We start from the raw sequence: 14,807 nt of genomic DNA, 5'->3' as shown, positions 1-14,807 counted from the left end.
CCCGCTAATTTGTTTTATCAGCCCCAGCCCCGCTCCCGCCCGCCACCCTGCGTCGGTGCGCGCGGGGGTCGCAACGCCCACCGGGGGGCCCCCCCCCCGTTTCCGGGGGCCCGCCCCCAGCGCTTCCTGTGGTGGCCCGGAGGCCACCACAGGCCGGTCGTCACCCGTCGAGGTCTGCCAGGGAGACGATCCTCGGCTCCGGCACCGGGACGATGAACCGGCCGCCGTTCTCCAGGAACGCCCGCTCCTTGGCAAGGATCTCGTTCGTGTAGTTCCAGGCGAAGAGCAGGTAGTAGTCCGGCGGGTTCTGCGCGGCCTGCTCCGGGGAGTGGACGGGGACGCGAGATCCGGGCTGCAGCCTGCCCTGCTTCAGATCGGTGGTGTCGAGGCAGAACTCCAGGTCCTTGGCGTCCAGTCCGCACACGCCGACCATGGTGCTGCCCTTGGCCGGCGCGCCGTAGCCGGCCACGCGCTTGCCGTCGGCGACCAGGCCGCGGACGAGCGGCGGCAGGGTGTCGCGGATGTGGTCCACCCGCCGCGCGAACTCCTCGTAGGTGCTGTCCTCGAACAGCCCGGATTCCCGCTCCAGCTGACGCAGCTCCGCCACCACCGGGCGCGGCTCCCACGGCGCGTCGTCCCGGCTGACGAACACGATCACCGAACCGCCGTGCACCGCGACCCGCTCGACGTCGACCACCCGCAGCCCGTGCCGCTCGAAGAGCGTGGCGAACGTGTCCACCGCGTAGTACGAGAGGTGCTCGTGGTAGACGGTGTCGAACTCGTTGCGCTCCAGCATGTCCAGCGCGTAGGGCACCTCGACGGCGAAGACCCCGGACGGTTCGAGCAGCTCCCGTACGCCGACGGCGATCTCGGCCACGTCGTCGATGTGGGCGAACACATGCCGGCCCAGGATCAGCTGGGCCCGGCCGTACTCCTTCACGATGCGCCGGGCCGTGTCCGCGGCGAAGAAGTCGGGGAGGGTCTCGACACCCCGCTCGTTGGCCACGGCCGCCAGGCTGCGGGCCGGGTCGACGCCGAGCGTTCGCATCCCGGAGTCCTGGAACGCCGCGAGCTGCTGGCCGGTGTTGCTGCCCATCTCCACGACGAAGCTGCCCTCGGTCAGGGCGAACCGCTCGATGCACAGGTCGGCGACGTACCGCATGTGCTGCGAGATGGTCTGCGAGTCCGAGGTGACGTAGTAATACGTGCGGTACAGCACCTCGGGGTCGACGGTGTGGGTCAGCGTCATCAGACGGCAGTCGCGGCAGGACATCACACCGAGCGGGAACCGCGGCTCCTCGTCGGGGGATCCGGGTTCGAGGAAGCTGTTGGCCAGCGGCAGCGGGCCGAACGAGACGACCTGCTGCCAGTCCGTCCCGCCGCAGACACGGCAGTTGTCGACCTGCCGTACGGGGCTCTTCGTCTCCTGGGTCATCTGGGTACCTTCCGTCTGGGGTCGATGTGCCCCGGGGCGCTGTCCGGGGTCGGAGGTTCGAAGGGTGTTTCGGGGCCGCCGGGCAGCGCCGCGCGGAGCATGCGCTGCCAGGGGGCCATCGGTTCGATGCCGGCGAGGGCCCACCTGTCGTGCGAGAGCACGCCGTACGAGGGCCTCGGCGCGGGCCGGCCGAGGTTCTCCGTTGAGCACGGGCGGACCAGGTCCGGATCGAGGCCGAGGTGTTCGAGAACGGCTCGGGCCAGGCCGTACCAGGTGGTCTGCCCCGACGACGAGCCGTGGTAGATCCCGGCCGGGGCCCGGCCGGCGAGCGCACCGTGGCCCAGCTTCACCAGCTGCCGGGCCAGCGCCCGGGACCAGGTGGGCTGTCCTTGCTGGTCGTCCACCACGTTCAGCTGCTTTCCCCTGAGGGCCTGGTGGAGGATCGACTTCACGAAGTTCTGGCCGTGCTCCCCGTAGAGCCACGTCGTCCTGACGACATAGCCCGCGGCGGGCAGGAGAGCGGTGACCGCCCGTTCGCCGAGAATCTTGCTCCGGCCGTACGCGTTGACCGGCCGCGGAGTCGCGTACTCCGGATAGGGGAACGTGCTGTCGCCGCCGAAGACGTAGTCCGTCGAGATGTGGAGCAGGGGGACCCGGGACTCCGCGCACACCTGCGCCAGATCCTCCACGGCCCGTCCGTTGACGGCCGCGGCCGCGGCCTCATGCGCTTCCGCCGCGTCGACATCGGTCCACGCCGCCGTATTGACCACGATGTCGTGGCCGGGCACCGCGGCACGCAGGGCGCCCGGGTCCGTGATGTCGAGGGCGGCCCGCGTCGCCCCGGTGGCCCGGGCCGACGGATCCGCGTCGAGGATGTGCATGAGCTCCCGGCCGAGCATGCCGTGAGCACCGGTCACCAGCCACCGCGTCATCCACGGATCACGGGCGCGTCTCCGCCCTCGGGCTGCCACCAGCCCCGGTTCGCCCGGTACCAGGCCACCGTCTGCGCCAGCCCCTCGTCGAACGGGACCTGGGGCGCGTACCCCAGCTCCTCGCGCGTCTTCTCGATGGACAGCGCGTAACGGCGGTCATGGCCCTTGCGGTCCGTGACGTGCTCGACCGAACCCCACGTCGCCCCGCAGGCGTCGAGGAGCCGGCCGGTCAGCTCGCGGTTGGTCAGCTCCGTGCCGCCGCCGATGTGGTAGATCTGGCCGGCCCGGCCCTTGTGCATCACCAGCTCGATGCCGCGGCAGTGGTCCGCGACGTGCAGCCACTCCCGGACGTTCGAACCGTCCCCGTACAGGGGAACCTGCCGTCCCTGCAACAGCCGGGTCACGAACAGCGGGATGAGCTTTTCCGCGTGCTGGTAGGGCCCGTAGTTGTTGGAGCAGCGGGTGACCACCACGTCCATTCCGTGGGTGCGGTGGTAGGCCAGGGCCAGCAGGTCGGAGGCTGCCTTGGACGCCGAGTAGGGCGAACTCGGCGCCAGGTTCTGCTCCTCGGACCACTCACCGTCCTCGATGGAGCCGTAGACCTCGTCCGTCGAGATATGGACGAACCGGCCGACACCGTGCTTCAGCGCGGCGTCGAGGAGGACCTGGGTGCCGAGCACGTTCGTCGAGACGAACGGCCCGGCACCGTCGATCGAACGGTCCACGTGGGATTCGGCGGCGAAGTGGACGACGACGTCGTGACCCGGCATGACCTGGTCGACGGTGTCGATGTCACGGATGTCGCCGGCCACGAACGTGTACCCGCCCCGATCCGCCACCGGAGCGAGGTTGGCCGTGTTGCCGGAGTAGGTCAGAGCGTCGAGCACGGTCACCCGGTCCGGTCCGCGGGCCAGCAGCCCGCGGACGAACTCCGATCCGATGAAACCGGCGCCGCCCGTGACGAGTATGCGCATCACAAACCGCTTTCGTAGGGAGCGGAGATCAGTTCCTGACGGTGCCGACGACCTGTTCCGCGATGGCGGCCGGGAGCGGCAGGCTGTGGATCTCCGCGCGGACCTCGGCGGCGGAGGCCTTCAGCTTGTCGTCGCCGAGCAGCGTGTCGACGGCCTCACGGGAGATCTCGTTGTGCGGAACGTGCAGGCCCGCACCCCGGGCGGCGACGGCGGCCGCGCTCTCCGCGCGCTCGCCCTCGTCCGGCATGAGGATCTGGGGGACGCCCGCCTCCAGAGCGGCCAGCGTGGTGCCCGAACCCCCGTGGTGGATGAGGCCCGCGCTCGACTTCAGCAGCAGGTTGAGCGGAACCCAGCCGGCCACCCGGGCGTTGTCGGGGAGGGTCGGCAGGGTGGAGGTGTCGATGTCGCCGAGGGCGAGGACGAACTCGGCGTCCGTGTCGCCCGCCAGCTCGATCACCTTGTCCAGCGGCCCGAGACCGCCGAAGCCCGGCGCGGTGGTGCCCAGCGTGACGGCGATCCGCGGCCGCTCGGCCGGCTCGTTCAGCCAGGAGGGGACCAGGCCGCCGCCGTTGTAGGGGACGTAGCGCACCGGCCAGGCGGACGGGTCGTTGCCCGAGAGGCTCGGGGGCGTCACGTCGATGGTGTGCAGGGTCTCGGGAAGCTCGGCGCCGTGCCGCTCGAAGTGCTCGGCGTTCCACTCGCGCAGCTGCCGGGTGAACCTGCCCGTGTGCACGAGGCCGTAGCCGTGCTCGATGGCGGGGACGCCGAGCTTGCCCGCGGCCAGCAGACCGCCGACGTTGAGCGACGAGAAGACGATGGCGTCCGGCTGCCATTCCTCGGCCACCTGGACGTAGCGGTCGACCACGTCCGGCTGGTGGTTCATCAGGACGGCGTAGAAGCGCTGGGTCGCCTCGAAGGAGGAGTGGTCCACCTCGGCGTACTGGGCCGCCAGCTCCGGATGCTTGCCGAAGGTCTCCCCGACCATGCTCACGACGGTCTTGCCGGGGCAGACGTCCTCGACGTGATGGCCGGCGTTGCGGATCGCCACGGCGTCGCCACCGGTGGCGTAGAGAACCTCGTGGCCGGCGAGCCGCAGGGCCCAGGCGAGCGGGACGGTGGGAAAGGCGTGGCCGATTCCCGGAGTTGCTGCAATGAGGATACGCATGATTGTTAGCTCCCTTCCGGAAACAATTTCCCCAGCGGCGACCGGCTCCGTCCAACGCTTCCTCCGTAATAAATCACCTCGGGCGAGAGGCGATGTCAGCGGGCGGTCAGTGCCGCGTCAGCGATGCGTCAGGAGGATGACCGAGGATGGAAATCAACCCGACGATCGAGGAGTTGGCATGAAAGGACTTGTCCTGTCCGGGGGTTCCGGAACCCGGCTGCGCCCCATCACGCACACCTCGGCCAAGCAGCTCGTGCCGGTCGCGAACCGGCCGGTGCTCTTCTACGGTCTGGAATCGATCGCCGAGGCCGGGATCACGGAGGTCGGCATCGTCGTGGGTGAGACCGCGGCCGAGATCAGGGAAGCGGTCGGCGACGGTTCCCGATTCGGTCTGGACGTGACGTACATCGAGCAGGAAAAGCCCCTGGGCCTTGCCCATGGTGTATTGTTGGCCCGCGAATTTCTGGGCGACGATGATTTCACCATGTATCTCGGCGACAATTTCATTGTCGACGGGATCAAGCCGTTCGTGGACGAGTTCCGCGAGAGCCGGCCGGACGCGCAGATCCTGTTGACCCGCGTTATGGACCCGCGGGCCTTCGGCGTCGCCGAACTCGGTTCGGACGGACAGGTGGTGGGCCTCCAGGAGAAGCCGGAGTTCCCCAAGAGCGACCTTGCCCTGGTGGGCGTCTACTTCTTCACCCCGGCGATCCACGAGGCCGTGCGGCGGCTGAAGCCCTCCGGGCGCGGCGAGCTGGAGATCACCGACGCGATCCAGTCGCTGATCGACGACGGACGGACGATCGGTTCGGCGGAGATCACCGGCTACTGGAAGGACACCGGGAACGTCAGCGACATGCTGGAGGTCAACCGGCAGGTCCTCGAAGGCGTCGAGCCCCTGATGGAGGGCTCCGTCGACGAGGCCAGCGAGATCATCGGGCGCGTCACCGTCGGCCGGGGCACCGTCGTCCGGAACTGCCGCATCATCGGGCCGGCCGTGATCGGCGCGGACTGCGAGCTGACGGACACCTACATCGGCCCCTTCACCTCGGTCGCCGACGGATGCCGGATCGTCAGCAGCGAGATCGAGTTCTCGATCGTGCTGGGCGAGGCGTCCGTGGAAGGGGTCGATCGCGTGCAGTCCTCGCTCATCGGACGCAGGGCCACGGTGTCCGGCACCCGCCGGGTGCCCAACAGCAACCGGCTGGTGCTCGGCGACCACAGCAGCGTCCACATCCAGGTGTGAGCGCGGCGGACCGGACCCGCGAGGGAAGGACGGAAGAGTGAAGATCGGACCGATGTCGGTGGAGGGCGCCTGGGAGATCGTCCCGACCCCCCACGGGGACAGCCGCGGCACGTTTCTGGAGTGGTACCGCCCCGACACGGTGGCCGCCGTGACGGGAATGGACTTCCGGCCGCTGCTCGGCGGGATGTCGGTCTCGGCCCGCGGTGTCACGCGCGGCATCCACTTCGCCGACGTGCCGCCGGGGCAGGCGAAGTACGTGACCTGTGTACGCGGCGCGGTGTACGACGTCGTCGTCGACATCCGGCCGGGCTCGCCCACCTACGGACAGTGGCAGGCGCTGCGGCTCGACGACACCGAGCACCGCGCGGTCCTCATCGGGGAGGGGCTCGGGCACGGGTTCTGTGCCCTGACCGACGACGCGTGTGTGGTCTACCTGTGCTCGCAGCCGTACGACCCCCGGCGCGAGCGGGTGGTGCACGCGCTCGACCCCGAGCTCGGCATCACCTGGCCGGCGTCCGATCCGGTTCTCTCGCCCCGCGACGCCGCGGCCCCGACCTTGCGGGCCGCCCGGGAGCAGGGGCTGCTCCCGGGGTACGACGCCGTCCGGCGCGACGGCTGACGGCGGCGGCCGGGCCGCCGCCGTCAGATCGTGGCGGACAAGGCCGGTGTCCTTCGGCCGGCCGGCGGGTCGAGCAGCGGCCGGTCGTGCCGCAGGATCGCCTGCTCGGTCCGGCGCAGCAGCGGCGAGGGCTCGATGCCGAGTTCGACGCTGAGCCGGGACCACAGGCCGCGGTACACCTCAAGGGCCTCGGCCTGCCGGCCCGCGCGGTACAGGGCGAGCATCAGCTGCTCGAAGAACCGCTCCCGCAGCGGGTTCTCCGCGCACACCTCCCGCAGCTCGCCCAGGATGTCGGTGTGCCGGCCGAGCGCCAGCTCCGTGTCGAACAGCAGCTCCAGGGCGCGGATCCGGCACTCCTCGTACCGGGTGACCGCGGCCCGGCACACCGCACCGCCCGTCTCACCGCCCAGCACGGGACCGCGCCAGGTGTTCAGGGCCTTGCGCAGCATCGTGGTCGCCGCCGGGGGATCGTGGTCGGCGATGTCGCGGGCCCGGCGCACGGCGGCGGTGAAATCTGCGGCGTCCAGGGTCGCTTCGTCCAGCAGGAGCTGATATCCCTGCGGATGGCCGAGCACCCGGGGTGCGGGCCGGTGCGGTTCGAGGGCGGCGAGCTTCCTGCGGAGCCTGCTGGCATGGGCCTGCAGTGCGTTGGCGACACCGTCGGGCGGGTCCTGTCCCCACAGTTCCCGGACGAGCTGGTCACCGGTCAGCACGCGGCCCTCGCTGAACAGGAGTGCCTGGAACAGGGTGCGCTGGATGGCGCCCCGCAGGGCCACGGAACCGTGCGGGGAGCAGACCTCGAGTTCGCCCAGTACGAAGAAACGCAGCACGGGATTCCCTCACATTCCTCGGAGCGGGAGCACTGCGGGAGCAGGCTCCTTGCTCGTGGCCGACGCTAGCCGAGGTCGCGTTCCGGGCCCCGGACGGTTCAGGAACTCTGTCAAGTAGGCGACTTGACGGAGTATCGACTTCTTCTTTGCCGCCGGGCCGGACCGAGCCGTCTACTTCGGACCGTATGGATTCTCACGTCCCGGCGACCGGTCCCGCGCATCCGCATGCGCCGGCCACCGCCCGACGGATAGGAAAGGAGGGGCCCTCAGGTGAAGCGCGCGACGATCGATCCGAGCACGCGGTCCGCAGCCGAGGATTCCACTGTCAGTAGCGGGCCGGGTGTCTCTCAGCGCGTCGGCCCGCTGGTCGTCCTGATGAGGGTGGCCACCACACTGGGGTTGCTCACCACACTGGCACTGGCCGCGGTGGCCGGTCTGTTCACCACCGGTGACATCGAGATGTTGCGGTGGCACTCGACGTACGCCACCGTCCTGGCGGCCACGGTCCTGGTCCAGCTGGTGCTGACGATCCTGATCTGGCGCAAGAACCGGGCGCTGTGGTGGGCGCCGGTCGCGGGACTCCTCGTCGTGATCATGACTGTCGTACAGACCGGCGCCGGCGACACCCGGACGCTGTCCATTCATATGCCGCTGGGCATGGCCATCTGCGCCGCCGAGGCGTTGCTGATGTACTGGGCCTACGGACTGCGAGGCGACTGGCGAACCCGGGGCGCCGCGCGCAGGACGGCGAAGGCCGGCCGGCCGGGCGACGCGTCCGAGGCCGCCGGGGAGGGGCAGTGATGCTCCGCGACACCTCCCTCACCCGTCGCCGGGCGCTTCAACTGGGCGGCGGGGCGGTGGTCCTCACGGCCGGCGTCACCGGTGTCACCGGCTGCGGGACCAAGGAGACGACGGGCAAGCTGGTCACCACGGCCGCCCGGATCCCCGAGCCGTACACGGTTCCGCTGCCGATTCCCGCCCGGGCGAGGCCGACGGCGCGCACGAACGGCACCGAGCGCTACGAGGTGGAGCAGCGCGAGGCGTCCGTCGAGATCCTGCCCGGTCTGAAGACGAAGATCTGGGGTTACGACGGTACGTTCCCGGGGCCCACGTTCATGGCCCGGAGCAACGTCAAGACCCTGCTGGTGGTGCGCAACTCGCTGCCCGTTCCAACCTCCACGCATCTGCACGGCGGGATCACCCCGCCGGACTCCGACGGCTACCCCACCGATCTGCTGGTCCCGGTGGGCGGCAGCGCCGACGACTGGCGGCCGAAGGCGGGCGGCGGCGGCCATGCCGCGCACATGGGCACGTCCGGCTGGAAGTTCCACAAGGGGGAGCGGACCTACGAGTACCCGCTGCGGCAGCGAGCCGCGACCCTCTGGTACCACGATCACCGGATGGACTTCAGCGCGCCGCAGGTCTGGCGCGGCCTCGCCGGGGTGTTCCTGGTGAGCGACGAGGAGGAAGAGGCCCTGCCGCTGCCGAGCGGTGACCGGGACGTTCCGCTGATGCTCACGGACCGGGCCTTCGAGGAGGACGGTTCCTTCCGCTACCCCTCCCTGGATCCTTCACTGAAGGGTGTGCCGGGCGTCGAGGGAGACTTCCACGCGGGCGTGCTGGGCGATGTGCAGCTGGTCAACGGAGCTCCGTGGCCGGTCCTGGACGTGACCAACACCCGCTACCGCTTCCGGCTGGTCAACGCCTCCAACGCCCGCCGCTACACGCTGGCGCTGGAGCGGGACGGCAAGCGGGCCGGCGAGATCGTCCAGATCGGCAGCGACGTGGGCCTGCTGGCCGCCCCGGTCACGCACTCCACCGTCACGCTGTCGCCCGGGGAACGGTTCGACGTCGTGATCGACTTCGCCGACGTCCCGGTGGGTTCCACCGTCGAGATGGTCAACACCCTCGGCGAGAAGGGCATGGCCGACGTGATGCGGTTCCGCGTCACCAAGCGGGCCAAGGACGACTCCCGTGTGCCCGACCGGCTCTCCACGCCGCCGCGGGTGTCCGCCAAGTCCGCGGTGCAGGACCGCACGTTCGACTTCCGGCTGACCAAGGAGGACGGCGACCACGAGATGTGGACGATCAACGGTCGTCCGTTCTCCACCGACGAGACCTGGGCGAAGCCGCGTGAGGGCACGGTGGAGCGGTGGACGCTCAGCAGTGACTTCCACCATCCGGTGCATCTGCACATGGCGCACTTCAAGGTGATCTCGCGCAGCGGCAAGGAGCCCGCGGCCACCGACGCCGGGTGGAAGGACACCGTCGACGTACGCCCGTACGAGGCCGTCGAGGTGCTGGTGCGCTTCGACGGGTACCGGGGCAGGTACATGCTGCACTGCCACAACCTGGAGCACGAGGACATGGCGATGATGGCCAACTTCGACGTGGTCTGAGACCGGTGATCATGGTTCCGCACACGACAGACGTGGCCCGCCCCCTCCGGGGCGGGCCACGTCTGTCGTGCGGTGTCAGGGGCGGCGCTGCTGGTCGTACGCCCGGAACGCCTGGGGGAAGTCCGCCGGGTCGCAGTCCATCAGATTGCCCAGCAGCAGGGCGTCCTCCACGGCCCGCCCGGAGGCCGGGAAGGCGTGCAGGGGGGTCGGCCAGGAGGCCTCCCCGGTCACCACCACGCGGCTGTCGCGCCAGTTGGTCACGGGGTCCCTGCTGCACGGCACCCACATGCTCCAGTCGGTGCCCAGCGAGACCAGGTCCCGCGCGGCCGGACAGGCCTCGGAGAGCGCCTCCAGCACCCGGGCCGCCTCGACCGGTGCGCCGCGCACGACGGTCCCGGATCTGTCGGCACAGGTGACGGACAGACACAGGGACCGCTCTCCGTTCGGATAGTGGACCAACTGCCAGTCCGGCCCCGCCCAGAGCGTCACGGCACTGCCCACGCCGCGGGAGACGAGCGAGGGCGGTACCTGGTCCAGCGGCACCGAGGTGTGGAACATGGCGGACGCCGACACGGCGTCCCGCTCGCCGCTGAGCTGAAGCCGTACGGGCGAGCAGAGTCCGTCGGCGCCGATGAGCGCGTCGCCGTGGATCCGTTCGCCGGAGGCCAGCAGGGCCGTGACCCGTCCGTCTCGCTGCTCGAACCCGGTCACCGTGGAGCGGGGCCGGATACGGATCAGGGGGTTGCTCCAGCACGCGTCCCGCAGAGGTTCCAGCAGGTGGCGGCCGGGGATCACGGAGTGCCAGCCGTGGTCGCGCCGGGCGGGGCCCGCCGAGGACCTCACGGTCGTGAGCGGTGCGCCCGTGGACCCGTCCAGGAGCAGTTCCGTGACCGGAACCGCTCTGCCCCGGGCGTGGTTCCCCACGCCCAGGACGTCCAGCGCCCGCATGACGCCCGGCGTCAGGTGGAAGCCGGTGCCGGGGGCGACGACGGAGTCGCCCCCGTCCAGGATCTTCACCCGGTGACGCTGTCGTGCGATGGCCAGTGCCGTGGTGAGGCTGCCTATGTCGCCGCCCACGACGATGACATCGCCCATGGAGATCGGCATCACGGCCTTCCGTTGCCGGGGCGCACCGAGGTGGATACGTCGATGAACCGCATTTCAGGCCGTGAGAGAGATCCAGCGGGGGGTTGCCCGGTACGCGGGCTCAAATTGCTCGTCGAACATGGTCCGGAGCGCTTCGGGCAGCATGCCGAGCACCTTGTCCTGCTGCGCGACGGGGGTGTCGTCCAGAACCCAGGCGAGGTAGCCGCCGACCTCCGCCAGACCCTGGGTCGAGATCATGTGCTGGTGGTAGGCCCCCCAGCCCTCCGGGCCCAGGTGCGCCTCGACGAGCGGCAGCGCGAGATTCTCCTCGTGCTCCATGTGGGTCGCCAGAGAGGTTGCGAAATCCTGTACGGCGGTGGAGAGTTCGGCACCACCGGTCTCCAGCGCGGCGTCGATGCGGGCCTGCAGCGGGTCGATGAGGGCGTGCTCGCTCTCCATCATGTCGAGCACGGCGATGGCCTCCGGGTCGGTGAGGCGCTCGCGCAGGGCCGGCCAGATCGCCGCATCCTCGCCGACGTGGTGAATGTGCAGCTCGTGCTTGACGGTCTCCCAGCCGTTGCGCACGGACTCCTCGGTGCTGCGCCCCTCGGCGACGGCTGCCCGAAAGCGGCGCAGGTCCCGCTGGAACGCGTCGTGGGTCAGGAACATCAGCGTGAAGTCGACCGCGCCGGGGGGCTGGTCGCGGAACGGTGTACCGGACGACTTCAGGTCCTTCGGTGCGGTGTTCATGTCACTCCTCAAAGGCTCGCGGTTCAGGGCAGGGGGATGCGCTGGAAGGGTGCGGAACCCCACCAGAAGAGACACTCTATTCGCAAACCTCTCAGCTACCAAGTATCTTGTTAGTCAAAACAATTGTCGACACGGCCGGGTGGACTGCCCAGATGGTCGTGTCCGCGTCAAAATGTTCCGGCGCCGCCGCGCCGATCGCACCGCCGGCCGGGCCCGGCACGCGCGCCGTACCCTCTTCCGCGGCCCTCGGCGCAGGGGCACCTGACAGAGTGTGAGGGCAACGCTTTCCTTGCCGGTTGGGGCATCGCACTCTCCTTTCAGACCCGTACTGATGACCCCGGCCCCGTGCGCCATTGCGTGAGGCTGTTTCGGAGGAGGCGTTCGACAGGTGAGTAGCAGCATCGGAACACAACGGGCCGAAGGGGCCGTCGGTATCCTCGGTCTGGGGGCGTATATCCCGTCCCAGGTGATAACCAACGAGGAGCTGGCCGGGCCTGCGAGCGTCACCGAGGAATGGATCCTCGCGAAGACCGGAATTCACACACGCCGTCGGGCCAAGCCCGACGAGGCGACCTCCGATCTCGCCGGATACGCGGCCCGGGCAGCCCTGGAGAACGCCGGTCTCCGTGCTGCCGACATCTCTCTGATCGTCGGGGCGACCAGTACGCCGGACATGCTGGGTCCCGCAATCGCCTGCCAGGTGGCCGACCACATCGGATGCCCGATCACCACGGCGGCATTCGATGTGCACGCCGCGTGCAGCGGATTCCTCACGGCCATGACGACGGCCGAGAAGTTCCTTCTCGGCACAGGCGGACACGCGCTCGTCATCGGGGCCGACACCTATACGCGCTTTCTCGACCCGGCAGACCGGCGCACGGTCGTGCTCTGGGGGGACGGGGCCGGGGCCGCCGTCCTGGGGCCGACGTCGGGTACCCGCCGGATTCTGGCGTCGAAGCTGCTCAGCGATGGCGCCGACTTCGACGTCGCGACGATTCCCGCAGGTGGCAGCCGTCTTCCCGCCAGCAAGGAGACGCTGGAGGCCGGCCAGCACTTCGTCTCCATGGACGGCAGGCGGGTCTCGTCGATCGTCTCGGAGCGGCTCCCGGGTCTCGTCGAGGAGTTCCTCAAGGAACAGGGCGTGGCCAAGGAGGACGTCGATCACCTGGTGACGCACCAGCCCAATGCGAACCTGGTGCAGAACCTCAAGGGAATGCTGGGCGTCGACAACGCGCGCGTTCACGCGACGGCGCCGAAGTACGGGAACACCGGATCCGCATCCGTGCCGGTCACTCTCGAAGAGGCCGCACGTGACGGAGGAATGAAGCCGGGCGACACGGTACTGCTGGTCGCTTTCGGTGCGGGATTCACTTTCGCGTTCACCCTGCTGCACTGGTGAGCAACGACAGAGAGGGGACGGGAATGACGAATATCGACATCGACGCGTATCTCGAAAGGATCGGGGCCACGCGTCCGGAGAAGGCCGACTACGAGGCGCTCTGCTACTTGCAGGAGCGCCACCTCATGTCGGTTCCCTTCGAGACGCTGTCCTTCGCCCAGCGCGAGATACCGAGCCTGTCGGACGATTTCATCTTCGACAAGATAGTCCGCCAGCGCAGGGGCGGCGGGTGCGGGGAGCTCAACGCCGGATTCGCTCTTCTGCTGCGCTCCCTGGGATTTCGGGTGACGTATCTGGGCGGCCGTGTCCTGCACAACGGAAAGAACGCGTTCCGCGGCGTCCACAACGGACACCTCGTGCTCCAGGTGGAACTCGACCGGCCCTACCTCGTGGACGTCGGCTTCCGGTGGGCCAGCAGGAAGCCGCTCGAACGGAACACGCGCGGGGTCCAGAAGGACGAGCACGGCGAGTACCAGCTGATCCACACGCCGTTGGGCGACGTGGAGATGGTGCACGACGGCATCCTGCGCTGGCAGGTGGAGACCCACCCTCGTGACATGGACGACTTCGAGCCGGTCATGTGGTACTTCGCCACCTCGCCGGACGTGCACAGCGCCGGCCAGCTCTGGGCCTCCATCGTGACCCCCGCCGGGCGGGTCTCGCTCTTCAACCGGCTGCTCACCCGCATCGAGGGCGGCCGCCGGGATTCCCGAGTGCTCTCCGACGACGCGGAGTTCATCGAGGTCTTCGAGGACTGCTTCGGCATCCGGCTGACCAGCGTTCCCGATCTCCCCGAAGCGGCGGAGGGCGGATCATGAGGACGGTCCGCTGGGGCCTCCTGGTGACGGGCGGATACGCCGACGTCGCCATGATGGCCAACGCCGACTCCACGACGAGCCGGTTCGTCGCCGTCGCCCACGACGACGCGGAGCAGGCACGGGCGTACGCCGCCACCCACTCCATCGAACGCGCCCACGGCACGTTCGAGGAGCTGCTGGCCTCCGACGACATCGAGGCCGTCTTCATCGCCCTGCACCCGGTGCACCACGCCGAGTGGGCCATCAAGGCGCTGCAGGCCGGCAAGCACGTCGTGGTCGAGAAGCCGGTCGCCCTGAGCGTCGAGGATGCTGAGCGGGTCTTCGACGCGGCCGAGGCGGCCGGACGGATCTGCGTCGAGGGGGTGATGTTCCGGCACCACCCGCAGCACGAACTGGCGAAGAAGCTCGTCGACGAGGGAGCCATCGGCGAACTCCGCTACATCTACGCGGCCTGCACGGCCAGCCTGCCGCCGGACTACTTCCGTCGCGACCGCGAGCTGGGCGGCGGCGGGCTGTTGGACCTCGGGGTCTTCACCCTCGCGGCCATCCGGCTCCACGGCGGCACGCCCACCCGGGTCTACGCCGAGGAGGTGCGGCGCGACGGCGGCGCCGACCTGAACTTCTCCGCCTCGCTGCGGATGCCGAACGACGTGCTGGCCCAGTTCGAGGTGGGGCAGGAGGTCTGCCGGGGCGACGCGTTCCAGATCGTCGGGACGACGGGGCGGCTCGTCCTCGGAGACCCGTGGTTCTGTCGCGACATCAAGCACATCGAGTTCCAGGTGCAGGGGCCGCCTCCGCACGGGGACCCGGTGAGCGAGCTGATTCCGGTGGACCCCGAGGGCGAGTTCGGCTGTGACCGGAAGTACGCGGTCTCACGGATGCAGTTCGACGCGGTCTCGCGGTCGATCACAGGCGGTCCCGCGATCCCCTGGGGCCGGGACGACGCCGTCGAACAGGCGCGGGTGATGGAAGCACTGCTGCGTTCGAGCGGAAAGGTCGAGGTCGTGGAGCTCGGCGGCTGACGCCCAGGATCTTCGCGGGCCACCGCGCCCGGTCCCCGGTCATCGTGCCCGGGGGCCGGGCGCGGCGCGCTGTGCGGGGGCGTGCGGCACGGCCGGGCCCGGTTTCGTTCCCGCCCGGAAGGGGGGTGTTCC

General features: G+C 69.7%; 14 protein-coding genes. 7 read left to right on the top strand and 7 right to left on the bottom strand.

Annotated features, from left to right (window positions below):
* Window positions 1-160: 160 nt before the first annotated feature.
* From ACFWRV_RS35545 to ACFWRV_RS35530, 4 genes are read right to left on the bottom strand one after another with little or no spacing between them, the layout of a single operon-like run.
* A complete protein-coding gene (locus ACFWRV_RS35545; protein WP_384340202.1) occupies window positions 161-1,435 on the bottom strand; it encodes a methyltransferase domain-containing protein in 1,275 nt (424 codons plus the stop codon).
* Window positions 1,432-2,367 (bottom strand): dTDP-4-dehydrorhamnose reductase, encoded by a 936-nt coding sequence (rfbD, locus tag ACFWRV_RS35540; protein WP_384340200.1) that lies wholly within the window; start codon window positions 2,365-2,367, stop codon window positions 1,432-1,434. Before rfbD ends, ACFWRV_RS35545 begins: the two co-directional genes overlap by 4 nt.
* On the bottom strand, window positions 2,364-3,341 hold the full coding sequence (gene rfbB / locus ACFWRV_RS35535) for a dTDP-glucose 4,6-dehydratase (protein WP_384340198.1): 978 nt from the start codon (window positions 3,339-3,341) through the stop codon (window positions 2,364-2,366). The genes rfbD and rfbB overlap by 4 nt, the downstream gene beginning before the upstream one ends.
* 28 nt (window positions 3,342-3,369) lie before the next feature.
* On the bottom strand, window positions 3,370-4,506 hold the full coding sequence (locus ACFWRV_RS35530; protein WP_384340196.1) for a nucleotide disphospho-sugar-binding domain-containing protein: 1,137 nt from the start codon (window positions 4,504-4,506) through the stop codon (window positions 3,370-3,372).
* 178 nt (window positions 4,507-4,684) lie between these two features.
* On the opposite strand from ACFWRV_RS35530, the gene ACFWRV_RS35525 reads away from it, so the two are divergent.
* A complete protein-coding gene (locus ACFWRV_RS35525; protein ID WP_384340194.1) occupies window positions 4,685-5,752 on the top strand; it encodes a glucose-1-phosphate thymidylyltransferase in 1,068 nt (355 codons plus the stop codon).
* A gap of 43 nt (window positions 5,753-5,795) precedes the next feature.
* Window positions 5,796-6,371, top strand: coding sequence for a dTDP-4-dehydrorhamnose 3,5-epimerase family protein (locus ACFWRV_RS35520; protein ID WP_384340204.1), 576 nt, complete (start codon window positions 5,796-5,798; stop codon window positions 6,369-6,371).
* A 23-nt stretch (window positions 6,372-6,394) separates the two neighbouring features.
* Here the strand turns inward: ACFWRV_RS35520 and ACFWRV_RS35515 are convergent, their stop codons facing one another.
* Window positions 6,395-7,201: a BTAD domain-containing putative transcriptional regulator gene (locus tag ACFWRV_RS35515; protein ID WP_384340192.1), complete on the bottom strand. Its 807-nt coding sequence runs from the start codon at window positions 7,199-7,201 to the stop codon at window positions 6,395-6,397.
* Between the two features lie 381 nt (window positions 7,202-7,582).
* Here ACFWRV_RS35515 and ACFWRV_RS35510 point away from each other — a divergent pair, with 381 nt between their 5' ends.
* Together ACFWRV_RS35510 and ACFWRV_RS35505 are read left to right on the top strand one after the other, a co-directional pair.
* Window positions 7,583-8,002, top strand: coding sequence for a hypothetical protein (locus ACFWRV_RS35510; protein WP_384340190.1), 420 nt, complete (start codon window positions 7,583-7,585; stop codon window positions 8,000-8,002).
* Complete coding sequence (locus ACFWRV_RS35505) at window positions 8,002-9,600, top strand: multicopper oxidase family protein (protein ID WP_384340188.1); 1,599 nt, start codon at window positions 8,002-8,004, stop codon at window positions 9,598-9,600. Before ACFWRV_RS35510 ends, ACFWRV_RS35505 begins: the two co-directional genes overlap by 1 nt.
* A gap of 75 nt (window positions 9,601-9,675) precedes the next feature.
* On the opposite strand, the gene ACFWRV_RS35500 is transcribed toward ACFWRV_RS35505, so the two are convergent.
* Both ACFWRV_RS35500 and ACFWRV_RS35495 read right to left on the bottom strand, forming a co-directional pair.
* Complete coding sequence (locus ACFWRV_RS35500) at window positions 9,676-10,707, bottom strand: FAD-dependent monooxygenase (protein WP_384340186.1); 1,032 nt, start codon at window positions 10,705-10,707, stop codon at window positions 9,676-9,678.
* Between the two features lie 54 nt (window positions 10,708-10,761).
* Window positions 10,762-11,436, bottom strand: a complete 675-nt coding sequence (locus ACFWRV_RS35495) for a hemerythrin domain-containing protein (RefSeq protein ID WP_384340184.1) — start codon at window positions 11,434-11,436, stop codon at window positions 10,762-10,764.
* Window positions 11,437-11,824: 388 nt separating this feature from the next.
* Here ACFWRV_RS35495 and ACFWRV_RS35490 point away from each other — a divergent pair, with 388 nt between their 5' ends.
* From ACFWRV_RS35490 to ACFWRV_RS35480, 3 genes are read left to right on the top strand one after another with little or no spacing between them, the layout of a single operon-like run.
* Window positions 11,825-12,835 (top strand): 3-oxoacyl-ACP synthase III family protein, encoded by a 1,011-nt coding sequence (locus ACFWRV_RS35490; RefSeq protein ID WP_384340182.1) that lies wholly within the window; start codon window positions 11,825-11,827, stop codon window positions 12,833-12,835.
* A 23-nt stretch (window positions 12,836-12,858) separates the two neighbouring features.
* Window positions 12,859-13,653 (top strand): arylamine N-acetyltransferase, encoded by a 795-nt coding sequence (locus tag ACFWRV_RS35485; protein WP_384340180.1) that lies wholly within the window; start codon window positions 12,859-12,861, stop codon window positions 13,651-13,653.
* A complete protein-coding gene (locus ACFWRV_RS35480; protein WP_384340178.1) occupies window positions 13,650-14,675 on the top strand; it encodes a Gfo/Idh/MocA family protein in 1,026 nt (341 codons plus the stop codon). The genes ACFWRV_RS35485 and ACFWRV_RS35480 overlap by 4 nt, the downstream gene beginning before the upstream one ends.
* Window positions 14,676-14,807 lie beyond the last annotated feature (132 nt).

Source organism: Streptomyces sp. NPDC058576, from assembly GCF_042718715.1.
Taxonomy (GTDB): domain Bacteria; phylum Actinomycetota; class Actinomycetes; order Streptomycetales; family Streptomycetaceae; genus Streptomyces.
This window is presented reverse-complemented; position numbering and strand designations above follow the sequence as displayed.